20 protein-coding genes are annotated in these 17,841 nt (G+C 46.5%); 8 read left to right on the top strand and 12 right to left on the bottom strand.

Annotation, left to right across the window (positions count from 1 at the left end):
* Positions 1–163: 163 nt before the first annotated feature.
* From B7L70_RS08360 to B7L70_RS08350, 3 genes are read left to right on the top strand one after another with little or no spacing between them, the layout of a single operon-like run.
* On the top strand, positions 164–1,273 hold the full coding sequence (locus tag B7L70_RS08360) for a pyridoxal-phosphate dependent enzyme (RefSeq protein WP_081227400.1): 1,110 nt from the start codon (positions 164–166) through the stop codon (positions 1,271–1,273).
* A 41-nt stretch (positions 1,274–1,314) separates the two neighbouring features.
* A complete protein-coding gene (locus B7L70_RS08355; protein WP_081227403.1) occupies positions 1,315–2,511 on the top strand; it encodes a pyridoxal phosphate-dependent aminotransferase in 1,197 nt (398 codons plus the stop codon).
* A gap of 43 nt (positions 2,512–2,554) precedes the next feature.
* Positions 2,555–4,045, top strand: a complete 1,491-nt coding sequence (locus B7L70_RS08350; protein WP_081227399.1) for an aromatic amino acid ammonia-lyase — start codon at positions 2,555–2,557, stop codon at positions 4,043–4,045.
* Here B7L70_RS08350 and rpiA read toward each other — a convergent pair.
* Positions 4,035–4,736, bottom strand: coding sequence for a ribose-5-phosphate isomerase RpiA (gene rpiA / locus B7L70_RS08345; protein ID WP_081227398.1), 702 nt, complete (start codon positions 4,734–4,736; stop codon positions 4,035–4,037). The two genes, B7L70_RS08350 and rpiA, sit on opposite strands and share 11 nt — an antisense overlap.
* A gap of 48 nt (positions 4,737–4,784) precedes the next feature.
* Positions 4,785–5,753 carry a dihydropteroate synthase gene (gene folP / locus B7L70_RS08340; RefSeq protein ID WP_081227397.1) on the bottom strand — a complete coding sequence of 323 codons (969 nt, stop codon included), beginning with the start codon at positions 5,751–5,753 and terminating at the stop codon, positions 4,785–4,787.
* 83 nt (positions 5,754–5,836) lie between these two features.
* Here folP and B7L70_RS08335 point away from each other — a divergent pair, with 83 nt between their 5' ends.
* A complete protein-coding gene (locus B7L70_RS08335) occupies positions 5,837–6,262 on the top strand; it encodes a hypothetical protein (protein WP_081227396.1) in 426 nt (141 codons plus the stop codon).
* 11 nt (positions 6,263–6,273) lie between these two features.
* Here the strand turns inward: B7L70_RS08335 and B7L70_RS08330 are convergent, their stop codons facing one another.
* Complete coding sequence (locus B7L70_RS08330; RefSeq protein WP_081227395.1) at positions 6,274–7,257, bottom strand: sodium:calcium antiporter; 984 nt, start codon at positions 7,255–7,257, stop codon at positions 6,274–6,276.
* Between the two features lie 66 nt (positions 7,258–7,323).
* Between B7L70_RS08330 and B7L70_RS08325 the strand changes: the two genes are divergently transcribed.
* Entirely contained in the window at positions 7,324–7,953 is a 630-nt protein-coding gene (locus B7L70_RS08325; RefSeq protein ID WP_081227394.1) for a superoxide dismutase, read from the top strand.
* An 81-nt stretch (positions 7,954–8,034) separates the two neighbouring features.
* On the opposite strand, the gene B7L70_RS08320 is transcribed toward B7L70_RS08325, so the two are convergent.
* The 8 genes from B7L70_RS08320 to pstS form a co-directional block, all read right to left on the bottom strand.
* The gene (locus tag B7L70_RS08320) at positions 8,035–8,925 is read right to left on the bottom strand and encodes an arginase family protein (protein ID WP_081227393.1); all 891 of its coding nucleotides are present in this window, start codon (positions 8,923–8,925) and stop codon (positions 8,035–8,037) included.
* A 44-nt stretch (positions 8,926–8,969) separates the two neighbouring features.
* On the bottom strand, positions 8,970–9,377 hold the full coding sequence (locus B7L70_RS08315) for a PIN domain-containing protein (protein ID WP_081227392.1): 408 nt from the start codon (positions 9,375–9,377) through the stop codon (positions 8,970–8,972).
* Positions 9,358–9,597, bottom strand: coding sequence for an AbrB/MazE/SpoVT family DNA-binding domain-containing protein (locus tag B7L70_RS08310; protein WP_081227391.1), 240 nt, complete (start codon positions 9,595–9,597; stop codon positions 9,358–9,360). Before B7L70_RS08310 ends, B7L70_RS08315 begins: the two co-directional genes overlap by 20 nt.
* Positions 9,598–9,712: 115 nt before the next feature.
* Positions 9,713–9,910 (bottom strand): hypothetical protein, encoded by a 198-nt coding sequence (locus tag B7L70_RS08305; RefSeq protein WP_081227390.1) that lies wholly within the window; start codon positions 9,908–9,910, stop codon positions 9,713–9,715.
* Positions 9,911–10,504: 594 nt separating this feature from the next.
* Entirely contained in the window at positions 10,505–11,281 is a 777-nt protein-coding gene (locus tag B7L70_RS08300; protein WP_081227402.1) for a phosphate ABC transporter ATP-binding protein, read from the bottom strand.
* Positions 11,274–12,113, bottom strand: a complete 840-nt coding sequence (locus B7L70_RS08295) for an ABC transporter permease subunit (RefSeq protein ID WP_081227389.1) — start codon at positions 12,111–12,113, stop codon at positions 11,274–11,276. The genes B7L70_RS08300 and B7L70_RS08295 overlap by 8 nt, the downstream gene beginning before the upstream one ends.
* Positions 12,110–13,018: a phosphate ABC transporter permease subunit PstC gene (gene pstC, locus B7L70_RS08290; protein ID WP_143701598.1), complete on the bottom strand. Its 909-nt coding sequence runs from the start codon at positions 13,016–13,018 to the stop codon at positions 12,110–12,112. The genes B7L70_RS08295 and pstC overlap by 4 nt, the downstream gene beginning before the upstream one ends.
* A gap of 5 nt (positions 13,019–13,023) precedes the next feature.
* A complete protein-coding gene (gene pstS / locus B7L70_RS08285; protein WP_081227387.1) occupies positions 13,024–14,193 on the bottom strand; it encodes a phosphate ABC transporter substrate-binding protein PstS in 1,170 nt (389 codons plus the stop codon).
* A gap of 322 nt (positions 14,194–14,515) precedes the next feature.
* Here pstS and B7L70_RS08280 point away from each other — a divergent pair, with 322 nt between their 5' ends.
* Both B7L70_RS08280 and B7L70_RS08275 read left to right on the top strand, forming a co-directional pair.
* Positions 14,516–16,000 (top strand): putative sulfate exporter family transporter, encoded by a 1,485-nt coding sequence (locus B7L70_RS08280; protein WP_081227386.1) that lies wholly within the window; start codon positions 14,516–14,518, stop codon positions 15,998–16,000.
* Positions 16,001–16,063: 63 nt separating this feature from the next.
* Entirely contained in the window at positions 16,064–17,089 is a 1,026-nt protein-coding gene (locus B7L70_RS08275) for a radical SAM/SPASM domain-containing protein (protein ID WP_238376172.1), read from the top strand.
* Positions 17,090–17,155: 66 nt separating this feature from the next.
* Here B7L70_RS08275 and B7L70_RS08270 read toward each other — a convergent pair whose 3' ends face one another.
* The gene (locus B7L70_RS08270) at positions 17,156–17,377 is read right to left on the bottom strand and encodes a hypothetical protein (RefSeq protein ID WP_143701597.1); all 222 of its coding nucleotides are present in this window, start codon (positions 17,375–17,377) and stop codon (positions 17,156–17,158) included.
* Between the two features lie 250 nt (positions 17,378–17,627).
* Between B7L70_RS08270 and B7L70_RS08265 the strand changes: the two genes are divergently transcribed.
* The coding region (locus B7L70_RS08265) for a PaREP1 family protein (RefSeq protein ID WP_238376171.1) at positions 17,628–17,841 on the top strand (214 nt) is incomplete at its 3' end.

The raw sequence follows: 17,841 nt of genomic DNA, 5'->3' as shown, positions 1-17,841 counted from the left end.
GCAGTATTTACACGCCACACTCAAGGAATTCAAGGCCAGCCTAGAACAAAGCCCCGCGGTGCTGGCCCGGGGCGACCCCATGAACCCAGCCAGAGGAGCCGATGAAGGCTGGGCGAGGAAACCACCCGCCCTCCAGGGCGGGAAGGAGGTCAGCTAAGATGCTATGAGGGCATATTACAAATGCGCGAGGTGTGGTTATACAGCCGATACAAACGTATGGCTTTGGAGATGCCCTAGGTGCGGTGGTCCCATTGATGTAATTATTGAAGACTTAAGATTAACGTTAAGTGAACAAAGGGGTCTCTGGAGGTTCGCTGGTGTAATACCTGCCAAACCACTCGTCAGTCTAGGTGAGGGTTTTACACCATTAGTTAAGGCGAGATTTTTAGGGGAAAATACGTACCTAAAGCTCGAGTACCTAAATCCCACGGGTTCATTTAAGGATAGAGGCTCCGCCGTGGCCGTGTCCAAGACTGCTGAATTGAATGCAAAGGCGGTTGTAGAGGACTCCAGCGGTAATGCCGGTATATCCATAGCCGCGTATGCATCGGTTGCTGGCATTAGGGCTAGGATATACGTACCCAGGGACGCACCTGAGGGGAAGAAAAGTCTCATAAAAGCGCTAGGTGCAGAGCTTATCGAGGCGCCATCTAGAGCTGATGCTAGTAAGATGGCCATTGGGTCTATAGGCAGTGACGAGGTTTATATTGGGCATACATGGAATCCGTGGTTTATACAAGGCACGAAGACCCTAGCCTATGAGCTAGTGAATCAATTAGGACATGCGCCCACCTCTATAGTGTTGCCAGTGTCCGCTGGGACACTATTGCTGGGTTTGTTCATAGGCTTCAACGAACTGATGAATATGGGTCTAATTAATGAGTTACCTAGGTTATTCGCAGTTCAGGTTCAAGGCTTTGCCAAGTTATATGAGGAGTTGCATGGTGAGTATAGGTCGGAGCCGACCAGGATTGCCGACGCCCTCAGAGTCTCTGAACCACCGAGAATTTCGCAGATGATCAACGCCGTTAAGTCAAGTAATGGCGATGCCATTGTCGTTACGGATGACGAGATAGTAAGGGCGTGGAAGTACATGTTTAGGAGCGGTTTCATAATAGAGCCAAGCAGCGCAACTGTTCTCTCCGGCTACTGGAGGTTAATGGGTAATAATAAAATTAATAGGAATGACGAGGTGGTGCTTATACTTACAGGTAATGGTCTTAAGTACGTAGATCTTATAAATAAATATGTAATAGCGGAGAGTAATATCTAAACAGAAATATTTAATAAGGAAACATGCTCGACATTATTAACGTGAGAGTATCAACAAGGAGCAACGCATTTCCTGGCTCTGCCATCAGGGGGATAAATGAGGAAGTCGTTAAACTAGAGAGGGTGGGTGTTAAGGTTTATGGGTTTCACATAGGACAACCTGGGTTGCCACCAAGCAAGGATCTATTACTTGAGTTTACGAAAAATATGCTTGAGAAACCATTCGAGTATAGCATGTACACCCCAAGTAGTGGTATTGAGGAGCTCAGAGAGGCTATTGCCGAGGACTACTCAAAATATTCTGGGGTTAAGATAACAAGCAACAATGTCTCAGTATCCGCCGGTTCTGCTGAGGCCATACTAGCGACCTTCATGAGCATAATCGATGAGGGTGATGAGGTCGTTTTACTTGACCCGACGTATTTGATGTATGAACCTGTCATTAACTACCTTGGTGGTAGGGTTAGGAGGGTCGGTGCTAGGGAGGAGCTTGGTTGGGAGCCTAGTGAGGAGGATATTAAGGCTGTGATGAGTAGGAGGGTTAAGGCTATAATCATGGTTAACCCCGACAACCCAACGGGTAGGGTTTTGAGTGAGTCAATGGTTAGGTTATTGGTTGATTTGGTCCGTGATTACGATGCATTTCTGATATACGATGAGGCGTATAAGCATCTCTATTACGAGGGTTCACACATTTATGCCATTAAGTACGACTTAGATCACGTCCTAGCCCTAAATACGTTCTCTAAGGACCCGGCAATGCCCGGTTGGAGGCTTGGCTACTTGGTTGCTCATGAGGAGTTCATTAAGGTGTTCAATAGGGTTAAGCAGTACACAAACCTTAACCCACCAACACCAGCCCAGTATGCTGGATTGCTCTATCTTAGGAAGTATAAGGAGGCGTATTTACGCGAGGTCCTGCCCATCTATAAATCTAGAATGGAGGCGATGTACAATGCCCTGAGGAAGTACCTACCGGAGGCTAGTGTTGTTAAGCCTAGGGCTGGGTTATTCATGTTCCCAAACCTAAAGCCCTACCTGGAGAGGCTTGGTATCGATGATAAGGAGTTCTCAACTAGGCTTGTTAGGGATGTGCATGTTGCTGTCGTACCTGGATCAGCCTTTGGGGAGAGAGGTATGTACCACGTGAGGATGACCTTTGCTAGGGAGGATGAGAGATCGATCGAGGAGGGAATCAAAGTAATGGCCGAATATGTGAACGCCAACAATAGGAAGTAATAATTAGGAAATAAATTAATATTTACGAATACATACACTCCTAATGACTATAGATATTGGGACCAAACTCTCACTAAGCGATATCGTGAAGGTCGCTAGGGATTACGAAATCGTTAGGATAACCAATGAGGCTGTAGATGCTGTACAGCGATCACGGAGGATTCTTGAGGAGTTTATTCATAGCAACGTTAAAATATACGGCGTAAATACTGGTCTTGGCGATTTATACAACGTAACTGTTAACCCCGAGGGCGTCACTAAGTACTCAATCGAGATGCTCATAGATCATGCCGTTGGCATTGATGACTATGCACCGGATGATTGGGTTAGAGCCACAATGCTTATCAGAGTCCATCAATTATCCCTTGGTTATAGTGGGGTTAGGGATGTGGTGATTGAAAGACTTATCCAATTTCTAAATGAAAGAATAACGCCACAAATTCCGAAGTACGGCTCCGTGGGAGCCTCCGGAGACTTGGCACCATTGGCACACCTAGCCCTTACGTTGTTGGGCAGGGGTTACGTTAAATACCAGGGTAAGGTCATGAGTAGTGCAGAAGCCCTTAAGTTGGTTGGGCTCGGTGAATTAAGGCTAAGCTATAAGGAGGCCTTATCCCTAATAAATGGGACTAGCTACAGCACAGCCATAGCAGCGTTGGGTATTTGGGATTCGTATATCTTGTTGAGGGCTGCCTTGATAGCTATGGTGTTGATGCTCGAGGCATCCCGTGCAGCCACAGCACCATTAAGTACGGAAGCGAATTCCGTGAAATTGCACAGTGGTGAGGGCAGGATAGCAAACATACTAACTAACTTGCTTGGTGATAGTAAGGAGGTGAACACGGGCGGTAGGGTTCAAGACCCATACTCAATAAGGTGCATACCCCAGGTATTTGGTTCGGTGATTGACTCATGGATCTGGGCGTACAACAATGTTATGAATGAGGTGAACTCGGTTAATGATAACCCAATCATTATTAATAATAATGTATACTCAACATGCCACTTCCATGGTCAGTACGTAGCCATATCCACAGACCTACTAAACATAGCCCTTACGGTTCTCGGCAACATGATCGAGAGACAAGTGGCGCAGCTATTGAGGAGGGAGATTAACGGTATCAGCAATTACCTGGCGAGTGGTCCCTGGCGTGTTGGTTTAATGCTAACGCAGTACACCGCAGCCGCGTTATCAGCTAGGCTTAGGGAATTGGCGACACCATCAACCATACAGAACATACCAACGAGCGGCTTTCAGGAGGATGTTAACTCAATGAGCGCGAATTCTGCAATTAAGCTACACGACATTAATTCCATAATTGCCCAATTAATTTCGTTGCTTGCGTATGTTAGTTATACAGTATTGAGATTACGTGACAACTGTTCAGGGTGTGGGAGAGCCGCGGTTAAGGCGTACAATATTGTTGATAAATATGTTGAGGGTTCCCAAACCCATAGCGAGGCGGTTTCGCGATTGACCAGCGCCATTAATGAATTAGCTGGTTTGGTTGATCTCGGTATTATTAAATCGTGACTATGGAACTATCCAATCTTCCAATTATTACCTTCGATACATGCCTGCCACTGAATATCCCAACCTCAACCACGCCTGGTATTTCCTTGATCCTAACCTCCATTTCGGTTGGGTTTATTGGGGAGTTAGGCGTATAATCGAGTATGTAATTACCATTGTCAGTAACCACCGGCCCCCTCTTACCATTACCACTCCTCAATACCGCCCTGCCCCCAAACTCGGTCTCTAGGGTCTTCTTAACAACGCTCCAGGCAAAGGGTATTACCTCGATTGGTATTGGGTGCTTACTTGGTATCCTATCCACGAGTTTAGCTTCATCGACTATGACAATGAAGCCCCCCGCCCAATAATCAATAACCTTCTCCCTAGTCAATGCGGCACCACCGCCCTTAATCAGATTCTTCTCTCGATCAACCTCGTCAGCACCATCTATGGCAACATCGATATGATCAACCTGCCAGGGATAACGTAGTATTGATGAGAGGCCTAGGTTTAGTATTTCGATTTCCGTTTCGGTTGACGTGGGTACTAATAGGACGTTCTTGATACGCCCATCAACAACGGCTCTATGCAACTCCCTGAGGAATAGCATTGCCGTGGAACCCGTACCGACACCAACCACGTAATTGCTCGCCACATACCTCAAAGCCTCCCTAGCCGCAATCAATCTGGCGGTGTTTATATCGCTCACGGTAATCCCCGAAACATTGGGTTTCTTATTATTTTATTTAATTTATTATTATGCCGTACCCTGCACTAGTTTAATTAGTTCCCTACTGCATTCCTTGGGTGATTTATTGAGGCAGAGCCTGAGGGCCTCGCCAACCCTAACGGCGTCCCTACTCTCGTGTACGTTGTGCGTTCTAATGGCGTCGGCGCCCATTAATACGGAGATCGCCTCAACACTTATTGATGCGAATAATCTATCCTCAGGAGGAGCACTTCTGCGTATTAACCTCTCGAGAAATGACTTCCGGGAGACACCAATGAGTATTGGTAATCCTAGTTCCTGCCTAATCTTTACCGTGTTCATTATCAATATGGAATCCCAGGAATACCAGGGGTAATTCTCATCACCATGCCTATACTCACCACGTATTGGCTCTCCACCCGTGATCACCGGGTCGAGGCTTAACGGTCCAAATCCAATTCCTGGATCTATGACTATCCTGTCCCTACTTATGCCACTATTAAGCGCGATGTCTACGCTCTCCCTGAGGGCGTTGATCACCCTATCAACAGGTTCTAAACCCCTGTTGGGTGTTCTCTCCCTAGTCATTACTATCACGGATACCCCATGGTCAGCAACAACCTTCGCCATGTCTGGGTCACCCTTGAGTCCCGTCACGTCATTAATTACGTCAGCACCAAGCCTAAGGCATTCCTCGGCAACCCTAGCCCTAAACGTATCAATTGATAAAACAAGGTCTGGGTAGGCGTCCTTTAATGCCTTAACCACGGGTGCTAACCTGCCCAACTCCTCATCAATACTGACCAAGGTTCTATTGTATGGCGCAGTGGACATACCGCCCAGGTCGATTATATCAACACCATCCTTAACCATGGAATCCACAGTCTTGACGACACCATCAACGCTAGTCCTTACGGAACCCTTATAGAAGGATTCAGGGCTTAGGTTAACCACACCCATTATCCTAACCGGTTCACCATCACCAATCCATACACGACCAAGCCTAGCCTTGATCATCATGGAATAGTCAGTATTACTAAGTTTTAGGTCTTATCCATTGGGTGTGTAAGGTTTATTTTTTGCCTAAAATGCCCAATAATGTGGAGTTATCGCTTGGCGAGGAAATACTGATTCTAATTCGGGAACGTGGTCCATTAACCCCTGAGGAAATAGCTGGCTATTTAAGGAGGGATGTTGGGGAGGTTCGTGAGGAGTTAGGTTATCTCGAATTGGATAAACTCGTTACAAGGGTCAGGAGGGGCTTGATATTTAAGAAGGAGGCCTATGACCTGACACCAACAGGTCTCGAGGAGGCTGAGAGGGCATACGAGAAATTGAGGGCAAGGGCCAATGAATTGATGCAAAGGCTCGCATCATTAAATCCTGATGAGCTCGAGGAGTTACTTAATCAATACGTCTCAATAATACCATTAATGCTACTCCTAAACCTAATACCGCTCGAACTATTGATGCTTATAGGCCTTGACCTATTAATGCTGGGGCCTGTCGTGGTGCATGATCATTAATCATGGACAAGTCAAATGAGTGCAATGATGTATATTGCATATCCAACAAGCCCTATTAACCCAACGTCCCAGGTTAACCTACCCCTTAATACGTGATACAGCATTGCTACTGAGACCGTCTCCACCGTAATGACGCTTATGATTGCCTCGTATGTCAGGGACCAACTAGTTAGTACTAGGGCTAGGGCTGGGTAGATTGTTGAGTACAATACCTTCTCGCCAATGAGGGCAGCCACAGCCATAGTATCCCTATTGCCCAGGGTCCATATTATGGCGGTTATTGATTCGGGGAGCACGGTTGCGGTAGGTACAATAATTATTGATAAACCCATAGTATCTATAGACAACATTCTTGATAAATAAACAACCCCCGAAACCAGGTATTTAGATCCCACATATAGTAGTAATACGGAAGTTATTACCTGAAGCGCCAATGCCACATCCTCGTTAAACCTGGCAAGTTTAATGAACCGTAATTCCTCCACATCCTCAATCACAACTCCCTCCTTGCCCCTCATAAGCCCTACATAGACTAGGTATGCAATGAATAGGGCGGTTGCAATTACGTACCTAATAACGCCAATACCCAATAGAGCCGGTAATAATACCGTGGGATATAGGGTTATGACCACGATGAACGGTAGAATCAACTCCCTACCAACTTCAAGAACGAGGTCGTTCCTCGAACCCCTACGAAAGCCTATGATAGCCACAAGGAATATTATTGGGTAGATTATCGTGGAAACTACGAATGGCTCACCAATAACCGTACCCACGGCAACCTCCTCACCGGAAACCCCGCCGTAGACTAGCAGGGCGACTAGAAACACAATAAGTTCAGGGAGTGATGTGAGTACTGGAGATATGACGGCGCCCACGAAGGAGCCGCCGAGCCTATACCTATGGCTAATGTGCTCCATGGAGTTCGTGAACAACCACCCACCGATAAGTACGGCGGTGAATCCTCCAGCAATACTAAGTATAATTGAAAGCATTTGAGTACTTCAAATTAAATTGTTTTGAGGGCAATATTTAATAATTATGGCGCGATTGCGATACCAATGAGCCTACCAACAACCCTGTTTAAGAGATACGAATTACCACCACTACCATACTCAATAAACGCACTTGAGCCACACATAAGTGGGCAGGTTATTGATGTGCACTACAACGGACACCATAAGGCGTATGTGAACGGTGCAAACGCCACGATGGAGAGGCTTGAGAAGATAATAAAGGGTGATGTGACAAGTTATGACATACAGGGACTGCTCAGGAGCCTCTTCTTCAATGTTAATGGTCACAAACTCCATACACTGTATTGGTACTCAATGGCGCCAGCTGGGAAGGGTGGAGGCACACCAGGCGGTTACCTGGGCGATTTAATAACTAAGCAGTTCGGTAGCTTCGATAGGTTTAAGGCATTGTTTACGGAGGTCATGAGATCACTACCTGGGTGTGGATGGACAGTCCTCTACTACGACCCTGAAACGGGGAACCTGGAATTCACAACGTTCGAGAACCACTACAACCAACACATAGCCGAACTACCAGTATTACTCATTGTTGATGAATTCGAACACGCCTACTACCTACAGTATAAGAATAATAGGAACGGTTATATAGACGCCATCTGGAACGTGATAAATTGGGAGGAGGCTGAAAACAGATTGAGGAAGTATATGAAGTAGGTTGATAAGCCCAATATGGAGGAATAACATGGTAATAAAAACACCATGATTTATTCCCCCTTCATAAACACGTGAATTCAATTACGTAACCCATATTGCGTTTAATAGTAGTGCTGATGCCAACATGCTTGTTGCGTCGTTAATATCAAAGGGTGGTGTTACCTCAACAACATCGAATATCCTGGGCCTAAGTCTCTTGGTTACGTCACGGGCAATCCTTATGATCTCCCTAGACGTGAACCCACCTGGAGATGGGCTATTAACACCAGGGGCGAAGGCCGGGTCCACAACATCTAGGTTAATGCTCACATGGGCAACCCTATCCTTAATATTTTCAGCTAATTCATTGATTACGCTCTCTATTCCGTACGAATCAACATAGTCGATGGTATACACTTGAACATTCAACTTCTTAGCCTCATCAAATAGGTATGGCGCATTTGAATGGGGTCTAACACCTACTATGGCTATGAAAGCCTTGGGGTCAACCTCCCTAACCCACCTAACCACCTGCCCACTCGTTAAACCCTCACTAACAACCCTAACATCTGGATGTGCATCAAAAAGTACGTAGGCCAATCCATCACCACTAACCCTCCTCAAACCCCTAAAGGCTGCGTACGACGTGGTACTATCACCACCAATAACGAGCAATTCCCTAACCAAGCCTAGGGCCTCGGCAACGGTATTCTCAACCCTAAGCCAAGTTTCCTTGTGATCACCAACAACCACATCAACATCGCCAAGATCCACAATACTCAATCCACTATATATCATGGGTGAGGTGTACAACCAAGACCTAATACGGGCTGGTGCCAGTCGAGAACCTGGTCTTGTACCTACCGCGCCATCCCAAGGGACGCCAAGGATGCCCACATCACCCTTAACCCAACCCCTCCTAATCACCTCACCAACCCTAACATCTCCCGGATCCTTAATGAACTTATACATGGACTCCCTCACGAAGGGCATGATCAAGCATTACCGCTGCGTTATTAAAATGTTTAACTCAGCAACTAAACATCAAGCACCTTAATGCCAAGCCTCCCCGCTCTCCTCCTTAATCTCTCATCGAAGGTAAGCAGAGGTTTACCTAACCTATGGGCGATACCCAGGATGACTGCATCATTAAAGCTCCCAAGCCCTAAGTTCATACTTAACATGGTATGTAGAGCCCATTCGATGGCATCATCTTCGCAAACAATTGCGGTCTTCCCATATTTAATAATGCTAGTAATTATTTCCGTAGCTTTCTCAGCCGGTATGCTGATTGATCTAAAGAACCACGCTAACTCATAAATAACAATGGTGGGCACGTACCATTTACTGAGACTATTCAACGCCTTAACAGCCTTAGCATGCTCCTTCGAGTTCTCAATCACATAAAATATCAATGCATTTGTATCAATTACCGCCTCTTGCATTGTTCATTAGTCCCTCTTCAATCAGCTTATTAATATCATCAACGTTTAATTCCCTACCTAACTTAATCTTTGGTATCTCCTGAACGACCTTCTTAATGACAATCTCATCGCCCCTAACTTCAATACTAACTAGGTCGCCAATCTTAATCCCTAGCTTCTCCCTAACATAGGCAGGTATCGTAATTCGGTAATTTCTGGTAACCTTAATTAATTTCTTCATAAACTGTGTTATGCTTGCTTCCTTAATAAGTCTTCACTCGTAATCTTTAAATATAGAAAATATAGAGCTTTATGATGTAGTACAGTTTACTAATCATTACCACCGCGAATTACGTTCACCAACACTGTGGCTCATAACTCCTCCTAGTCTTACTGTTCCCATCTGAACGTAGCCACCATAATCCTTCCCTGAAATCCCCAACGGCTATTCCTAGTAGGCCGGCTAGGTAATCGCTGATTAAAGTCTCCCTTTCAGTCTCAGAAATTATTGCGTTTGGGGATAAGAGCTCCGTTTCAGCATCATCCTCGACCACTGAGACCTGGAGTGAGTTGAGACTGAGGAACCCTCTTAACTACCTCACCAATCCTGATATCCCTGGGGGATCCTTAATGAACTTATACATAGATTCCCTAACAAAGGCACAACAGAGAACCAGTATGTGGCGCTAAAAAGCTTACTAATGATTGCATTGAGCAGTCTCTCTGGAGGTGGTTTTCCACAGTCTCCTTCTCGACGGTCTTCCCGAGCCCCTCACCGCGGTGGTTCGCCACTAGTCGCCTAGGGTTCACGGCTCCACGGGTCTTGGAAACTCAAGGGTACAACTAATGTTCTTGGGTTGGTTCCTAAAACCTAACTTACGATGCATCAGTATTAGTCATCAATAGAAATAAGCACTACAAATAACTATGAAAACTGAAACTGCCTCAGACACCCTAACGTTAAGTCTCTCCGTTATATTAAAGGTGAGCAAAGAGCTACCCGGCTACGAAGTCAGGTTAGAGGTGAAGCTTATTATATTGCCTTAAATCTATTAACATTGCGTCTCGTAACGTAGTCACCATAGACATTCCCTAAGATCTTTATTGAATTATATAAACTATAAAGGTTGATTGAAGCGATGATGGTACTAGATCTTGCCTACTACGTACATTTCCGTTAATCTATGAGAGGGTGACGTGAATACCTCCTCTGTAGGCCCCCACTCAATGAGTCTACCATTGTAGAGGAAGGCTACGTAGTTTGCAACTCTTCTCGCTTGCTGTGGGTTGTGGGTTACTAGGACTATTGTTATGTCCTTACTTAACTCAATAATTAATCGCTCAATCCTAGTTGCATTCACGACATCAACCATGGAAGTTGGTTCATCCATTAAAAGGACCTCCGGTCTTAATGCCAATGCCCTAGCAATAACTAACCTCTGTTGTTGCCCACCAGAGAGTTTCCCGGCTGGTGAGTTTAACCTATACTTAACCTCATCCCAAAGCCCCACCTGCTCAAGCACCGACCCAACCACCTCCCTCAGCCTGGATTTGTCCTTAACAATACCATGAGCTTTCAATGCGTAGGCTATATTGTCGTAAATGCTCATGTGCGGGAATGGGTTGGGTTGTTGGAAAACCATACCAACCCTCCTCCTAAGCACCACAGGGTCCATTGAGAATATGTCTTCACCATCAAGTGTCACCTTACCCTCAACCCTGGCCTCCTTACTCAACTCTATTATCCTATTAAACGTCTTGAGCAGTGTGGTCTTACCCGAACCAGAAGGACCCATTATGGCGAAGACGCTGTTTTTAGGTATTGCTAACCCCCTAATGTCCTTAAGTACATGCACCCTACCAAGCCATACATTAAGTCTCTCCACCTCAATAACCGCTGGTCTTGAGTTACCGGAGTCACGCATATCGACCACCCCTGCCCAGGGATACCCTGGCGGCTAGGTATATACTAAGCACGATTAAGGAAAGGAGCAGTGATGCGCCCCACGCAACCTCATGCCAATTGGTATAGGGGCTGAAGGCATAGACGAATATGAGCACGGGCACCGCGGAGACCGGAGATAACGGACTGTTAGCGAATATGTCAAATGACGTAGCGGTTGTGAAGAGGAGTGGTGCGGTCTCCCCGAATATCTTAGCCATCCCAACCAGGACCCCCGTAACAACCCCTCCCCTCCCCTCAATAAGGAGTATTTTAGCAATGTGGCCTTCCCTCAGTCCAAGCGCTGCGGCAGCCTCGTACACCACACTCTTAGGGATCCTCATAGCCTCTACCGCCTGTATTGTGGTGTACGGTATCATTATCACGGCTAAGGCTATCGAGGCGACCAAGGCGTTCAACCCCAAGCCCAGTGCCAACCCGAAAATTAGGAATACTGATATGCCCACAACTATTGTTGGGAATTCAACCATTAAGTCAAGTAGTGTCCTACCCAATCTGGCAATCAGTGAGTCCTCATGGAGTACGATGTATATGGCTGATAGCAGGGAGAGTGGCGCTGCAATTACTGTCGCCATACCCACTATCAATAGGCTACCCTCCAGGACAGTGGCTATGCCGCCTAAGTCGTTGGTGCCCGGTAGCGGTGGTATGTTAAGTAGGAAACCAAGCCCTGCCTTAGCTAGCACGGACACGCCTTTGTATATTATGGTTCCGAGTATCCAGAAAAACGGTGCGAACGTAAGCACCGTCGCCGCCAATGTTAGGGATAGGGCTAGGACCTCGCGAGCCCTCACCTCGCACCACCCCTTAGCAGGACTAACTTAGCCATCGTTATGAAGGTCAACCCTATTATGAAGAGTAATAGTGCCAAGGAGAGCAACGCAGACTGTTCAATCTGTGTATATGCACTACCGAATTGATTGGCTATGAGGGATGGTATTGTTATCCCAGGTGACAATAGGCTTAGGGACACATTGAGCGCGCCACCCACGGTCAATGCCACAGCCACGGTTTCACCAATCCCCCTACCAAGGGCTAGGCTTAATGCGCCAAGTAAGGACCTAGCTATGTAAGACAGCTTTATCCTAATCGCATCCCACTTAGTGAGCCCTAGCGCATATATGCCCTCAACCATAATCCTAGGCACCCCCACATAAACCTCCCTAACCAGTGATGAGGCGAATGGCGTTATCATTATGGCGAGGACGGTGGCGGCAAGCAGGTAGGAGCCACCGATGGGTTTTGTGGAGAAGATAGGCAAGAAGCTTAGGTTATCATGAAGCCAGGTAAATAACGTTGGGTTAAGCATTGGTCCAAACACGTACAACCCCCAGAACCCATATATCACAGTTGGGAGGCCAGCCATCACGTCATTAATGGCTATTAAGAACCCCCTTAATTTATCTGGGGCGAACTCATTTATGAATATTGCCGAGCCTACCGCAAGCGGCATGGCTATGGTTATGGCGGCGAGGGAGACTATGAATGTGCCGTAAACAGCGGCGAAGCCGCCAAAGAAGTTCGCATTTGGGTTCCACCTGTTGGTCGTGTATACCGACAGACCCTCCCTCATGAGCGCAGGTAATGAGTAATAAATCAGGGCTACAAGCATGGCGCCGACTAACGCGGCAACAATGAGGATGCTGAGTGATGAAAGAGGCCAATGCCTGTTTTTAATGATTTTAACCCCATACTTCATCTTTATCACCCCCCAATTAAGCTAGTTACAGGCTTGCCATTGCATGTTATGTCATTACTGAGTTCGTTAACGAGTTTCTGCGCCACCGCGCTGGGTAATGGTACGTAACCCGTAAGTAGCTCATGCTGTCCCTGGGTTAGTATGTACTTGAGAAATAGGTATATGGCAACAGCCTTATTGCAGTCAGTGTAATTAGCTGGCGCGTGCAGGTAGGAACCGCCGACTATCGGGTATGCACCTTGTGCCTTTATATTCATGAATATGCCAGCGTATGGGTACCAGTTATCAAGCACCGTGGGTAGTTGGGATAGGTCCACGGAGTTTAGGGCATTGAGTGTACTATTGAGGCTTGGGATTACGAATTCCCCAGTGGCTGGGTTCTGAACAGCGGCGACGCTTAGGTTATTGACTATGGCGTAGTTAAGCTCCACGTAACCTATAGACCACGGGTTCTGCTTGACATAGGCAGTAACGCCTTCGTTACCCTTACCACCAAGCCCGGTACCCAACTGATCCACTGGCCAGTTAACCACGTAACCATAACCCACACCACTACTCCTCCAAACCTCTGAGGATTTCTGGAGCCATAGAGTTAACGTGAAGGTGGTTCCACTCCCATCACTCCTGTGGACAGCTATTATCCTCTCGTGCGGGAAATGGAAGCCAGGGTTTATCGCAGTTATGTTTGGGTCATCCCAGTACTGTATCTTCCCCGTGTAAATGCCGGCTATTATATCTGCCGTGAGGTTTAAGGTGCCCTTAAAGCCGGGTATATTATAGATGAATGCCACGGCACCTATAGAGTCAGGTATAGTAATCACCTTACCGTAAATCTTCGTGGCATTTTCATAAAGCTGCGTTGGCATGGGTACGTCGGAGGCCCCTATATCGTAAACACCCTGCAGCAGCCTAGTTACACCCGCCCCACTACCGATGCTATCATAAGTAATCGAGATACCGGGATACATAGAACTAAAGCTGCGTATCCACACCTCCATCTGGGGCTGTATCCACGTTGAACCACCGGCCTTAATCGTAACACTCAACTTCGCGGGATTAATTAAACCAGCACCTGCCCCATGTGTACCAAGGCCTCCATACACTAGTAAGTACGTAGCAGCTGAGACTATCGCGATTGCCACCACGATCCCCAACACCACCAGCCTACTCACCATGTAAGACCACCGCCTACATCATAACCGCACCCCTTAAATGCATAGTGTCAGTAAAGTATTAACACTATATATTAATATATATCATATGTACCATTCGAATTCACGAGAGATGAGCACCTTGGCTATTTCTCAATAAATAATGTTGATAATTGATTTCCTAATTATTGTCTTATATTCATTTTAATATTAATGAATAATATAAACCATTTATAATTTAAAAGTAATAATTCTTTTTACCTTTTTAAATTTTACTTCCCGTCGTATAGCATCGCGAAGTGCAATAAGTCTTATTTTTGACATTATGATAATTACACGATCAATTATGGGTACACAGGCCTCGGTTAAGGTTGATTGGTCGTCTCTGTGGAAGAAGGAGGATTGGTGGGCCCTCTGGATAGGGCTTTTGATATTCTTCCTGTCACTGCCAGGTTATTACGGTATCTACTTACTTGGTTGGGTTCCGAGGGTCGCTGCTCCATGGGTTAATCCATCGAAGAGTGTTGTAGTTGTTGGGCAAGCCTTAACCATGACTAAGGCATATTTAGGGCTTAATCCGGTTCTGAGCATATTATTTTTCTATCTATTTCTGTTGGCGATATTAACTATTGCTGCTAAGGCCATGGGGCATAGCGCCAGGAGGTTTGCAGCTGGCTTTACAATAATGTTTATACTAACCTTCGGTTTCTGGTGGTTGTTTGGTTATGCCTACTTCAATGCTACCCCTGACCAATACGCAAAGTTGCACATTACCTGGTCAATACCTGTGGGTGCGGATGGTATATTAATATACATCCTAATAATCGGCCTTATAATATCGAACCTATTATTCTACAAGAGGAAACTACCCGCCGTATTGGAGACCGGTGCGAGAACTGAGTGGTACATAAAGACGGCCATAGTATTGCTCGGCGCCTTAGTGGGTGCCACATCGCTTAGGTATATATCGTTAGCCGTGACGCTTGTAGAGAGGTCCTTAATAGCCATAGTGGCTGCCTACCTAATATATTGGCCTATTTCCTACGTAATATCGCACAAGCTGTTTAAGTTAGACATCAAGTGGGCGGCAACACTTGCATCAGGCGTTAGTATATGCGGCGTGTCCGCCGCAATAGCCACGGCTGCGGCAATAGGTGCGCCAAGCATTGTTCCAGCAACTGTGGCATCCATAATCGTGCTATTCGCGGCAATTGAGTTAGTGGTATTACCGTTCATAGCAGCTACGATCCTAAAGTGGGCGCCATACGCCGCGGGTGCCTGGATGGGGCTTTCCGTTAAGACAGATGGTGCAGCTGCCGCGAGTGGTGCATTAACTGACGCCCTGATTAGTGCCCAGCCCGGGCTTGCTGCCTATAAGACCTGGGTCATGAGTACGGCAGTTATGAACAAGGTATTTATCGATATATGGATTGGCCTGTGGGCGTTCATACTGGCTGTGATTTGGGTTACGAGGGTCGAGAGGAAGCCTGGCGAGAGGGTTCCGGCCATACAGATTTGGTTTAGGTTCCCCAAGTTCGTGCTGGGCTACCTAGGGACCTGGCTAATACTGTGGGGCATTGGCTTCACGGTCGGTGCTGCTATGGCTGCTAAGTTCATGGTTGGTGGAGTAACGCCGCAGACGGAGTTGTTTAGGTTCTTCTTCTTCGCGTTAACGTTCATGTCCATAGGCCTAACCACGAGGTTCAGCACCTTCGCTGAAATAAAGGCTGGGCGTATGATAGCGGCTTATGTGGTGTCTCTAACTATAATAATACTGATAGCCCTTGGCCTAGCAATAGCCTTCTTTGCAGGGTTACCACCGCCTAAGTAAGGGTAGAGATTAATGCCCATACTCGTTAAAAACCACAATATTTCAACTCCAAAAATCCTACAGGTGGAGATATCGAGCGCATGCAATGCCAATTGCATTTACTGCCCAAGGACGGTGCTGAGGGATAGGTGGGTTTCCGCCTTCATGGATCCTGGGCTATTTCGTAAAGTAATCAGGGAGGCCCTCGAGATTGGGTCCATAGAGTACGTGCATTTGCAGGGGTGGGGTGAACCAATGCTTCATCCAAACTTGGTGGATTTGTTGAATGAGGTGAGCGGTAGAGTAAGTTTTGGGTTCACAACAAACGCTACCCTACTAGATGGCAATAATGCGGAGAAAATACTGAGTAAAGGCATTAATGTCATCGCGATAACATTCGCAGGGACCCGCGCAATCACCCATAACTCGATAAGGAAGGGTTGCGACTTCGATAAGGTAGTGAGGAACGTGAAGGACATTCTTAATGCCAAGAGAAGGCTGGGTAGTGATGTTAGGGCCATTGCTAGTTACATGATGCTATCCATGAACGTTCATGAAATACCTGAATTCATTAAGTTATGCAGCGATTTAGGTATTGAGGAGGTAGTCCTAGATAACCTATCGTACATACTAAATAGGGGTATGGTCACTTGGAAGGCCTTCTCTGACCCATACGAGGCCAGGCCCAGGCGTGTTGAACGTATTGTGAGGATGGCCATGGACAGGGCTAGAGAGCTCGGTATTAAGGTCTTCAATTACTCATTGACCTGCTGGGAATTAACCGAGTGTCCGGAGAAGCCTACGGAGTCCGTGTTCATAAACGTGAATGTTGAGGTATCACCATGCGTTTTCCTAAACCTCCCCATTAGGGATCAAGACATACCCAGGTGCTTCATGGGTAGTTGCTTTAAGGTGAGGAGGTTGAGTTTCGGCAATATTGCTGATAAATCGTTGCTCGAGATATGGCTTGACAAGAAGTATGCAGACTTCAGGTCTAGGTTCATTAGGAGAAGAGCGCTGGGCGACTTAGTGAATATTACAGAGCACTCGTTAATCGAGTACCTGCCACCATCACCGTGCCTTTCATGCTACAGGCTGTATGGCGTGTAAACCAACTCACTAATACTGCGGCTTATAACTCCTCTTGACCCTATTGTTCCTATCGGAGCGTAGGCGTCATAGACCCTCCCTGAAATCCTCAACGGCAATCCCCAATAAACTGGCTAGGTAATCGCTGATTAAAGTCTCCCTTTCAGTCTCAGAGATTATTGCGTTTAGGGATAAGGGCTTCATCTCCGCATCATCCTCAACAATCGAGACGTAGATCGAGCTTGGGAGTACGTACAATCTCGTTGGTCCAGCCACGGTGCCGAAGATTTGAGAACCGCCCTCAATCAAAACCCTACCTCAAAGATCGAGTCTCCTGGCTAATGATATTGGGGTGAGTATTTGGGGTCTATCACTCTCGAAATCACTATTCACTAATGCCACGGTCAACTTCTCCCTCCTTCGTCCTTAACCTCACTCTCACCCTCACCGCCAAGGTTAATCACCCATGGGTGTATATAAGCACGTACAGCCTACCGATCCTACCCACATTTATTGTTACCCATATAGGAATAAAAACCTTAGGATAGGTTCTACCTGCATGTATGACTTAAATGATGTGGAGAATGTGGCGAAGGAATTAATTAAGAGAGGGGTTGATGTACTTGACGTATTGCTGAGTGTGTTGGAGAAGGAGGATCCTCATGAGGCGATTAGGGAGAGAATTAACCTAGCCGAGAAGTACTTAAAGGAGTGCCATGAGTATCTCGATAAGGGCGACCCAGTGCAGGCTTCGGAGAAGGCGTATAAGGCTG

The sequence above is a fragment of the Vulcanisaeta sp. EB80 genome (genome assembly GCF_002078205.2).
Note: the sequence above shows the minus strand (reverse complement) of the source record. Positions and strands in the feature narration are given on the sequence as shown.

Excerpts from the sequence above, each read along its gene's own strand:
- B7L70_RS08315 (WP_081227392.1), bottom strand. The coding sequence starts at position 9,377 with ATGCAAGAGGCGGTAATTGATACAAATGCATTGATATTTTATGTGATT.
- pstS (WP_081227387.1), bottom strand. The coding sequence starts at position 14,193 with ATGGTGAGTAGGCTGGTGGTGTTGGGGATCGTGGTGGCAATCGCGATA.
- pstC (WP_143701598.1), bottom strand. The coding sequence starts at position 13,018 with ATGAAGTATGGGGTTAAAATCATTAAAAACAGGCATTGGCCTCTTTCA.
- B7L70_RS08325 (WP_081227394.1), top strand. The coding sequence starts at position 7,324 with ATGAGCCTACCAACAACCCTGTTTAAGAGATACGAATTACCACCACTA.
- B7L70_RS08280 (WP_081227386.1), top strand. The coding sequence starts at position 14,516 with ATGGGTACACAGGCCTCGGTTAAGGTTGATTGGTCGTCTCTGTGGAAG.
- B7L70_RS08350 (WP_081227399.1), top strand. The coding sequence starts at position 2,555 with ATGACTATAGATATTGGGACCAAACTCTCACTAAGCGATATCGTGAAG.
- B7L70_RS08310 (WP_081227391.1), bottom strand. The coding sequence starts at position 9,597 with ATGAAGAAATTAATTAAGGTTACCAGAAATTACCGAATTACGATACCT.
- folP (WP_081227397.1), bottom strand. The coding sequence starts at position 5,753 with ATGATCAAGGCTAGGCTTGGTCGTGTATGGATTGGTGATGGTGAACCG.
- B7L70_RS08360 (WP_081227400.1), top strand. The coding sequence starts at position 164 with ATGAGGGCATATTACAAATGCGCGAGGTGTGGTTATACAGCCGATACA.
- B7L70_RS08320 (WP_081227393.1), bottom strand. The coding sequence starts at position 8,925 with ATGCCCTTCGTGAGGGAGTCCATGTATAAGTTCATTAAGGATCCGGGA.
- B7L70_RS08300 (WP_081227402.1), bottom strand. The coding sequence starts at position 11,281 with ATGCGTGACTCCGGTAACTCAAGACCAGCGGTTATTGAGGTGGAGAGA.
- B7L70_RS08330 (WP_081227395.1), bottom strand. The coding sequence starts at position 7,257 with ATGCTTTCAATTATACTTAGTATTGCTGGAGGATTCACCGCCGTACTT.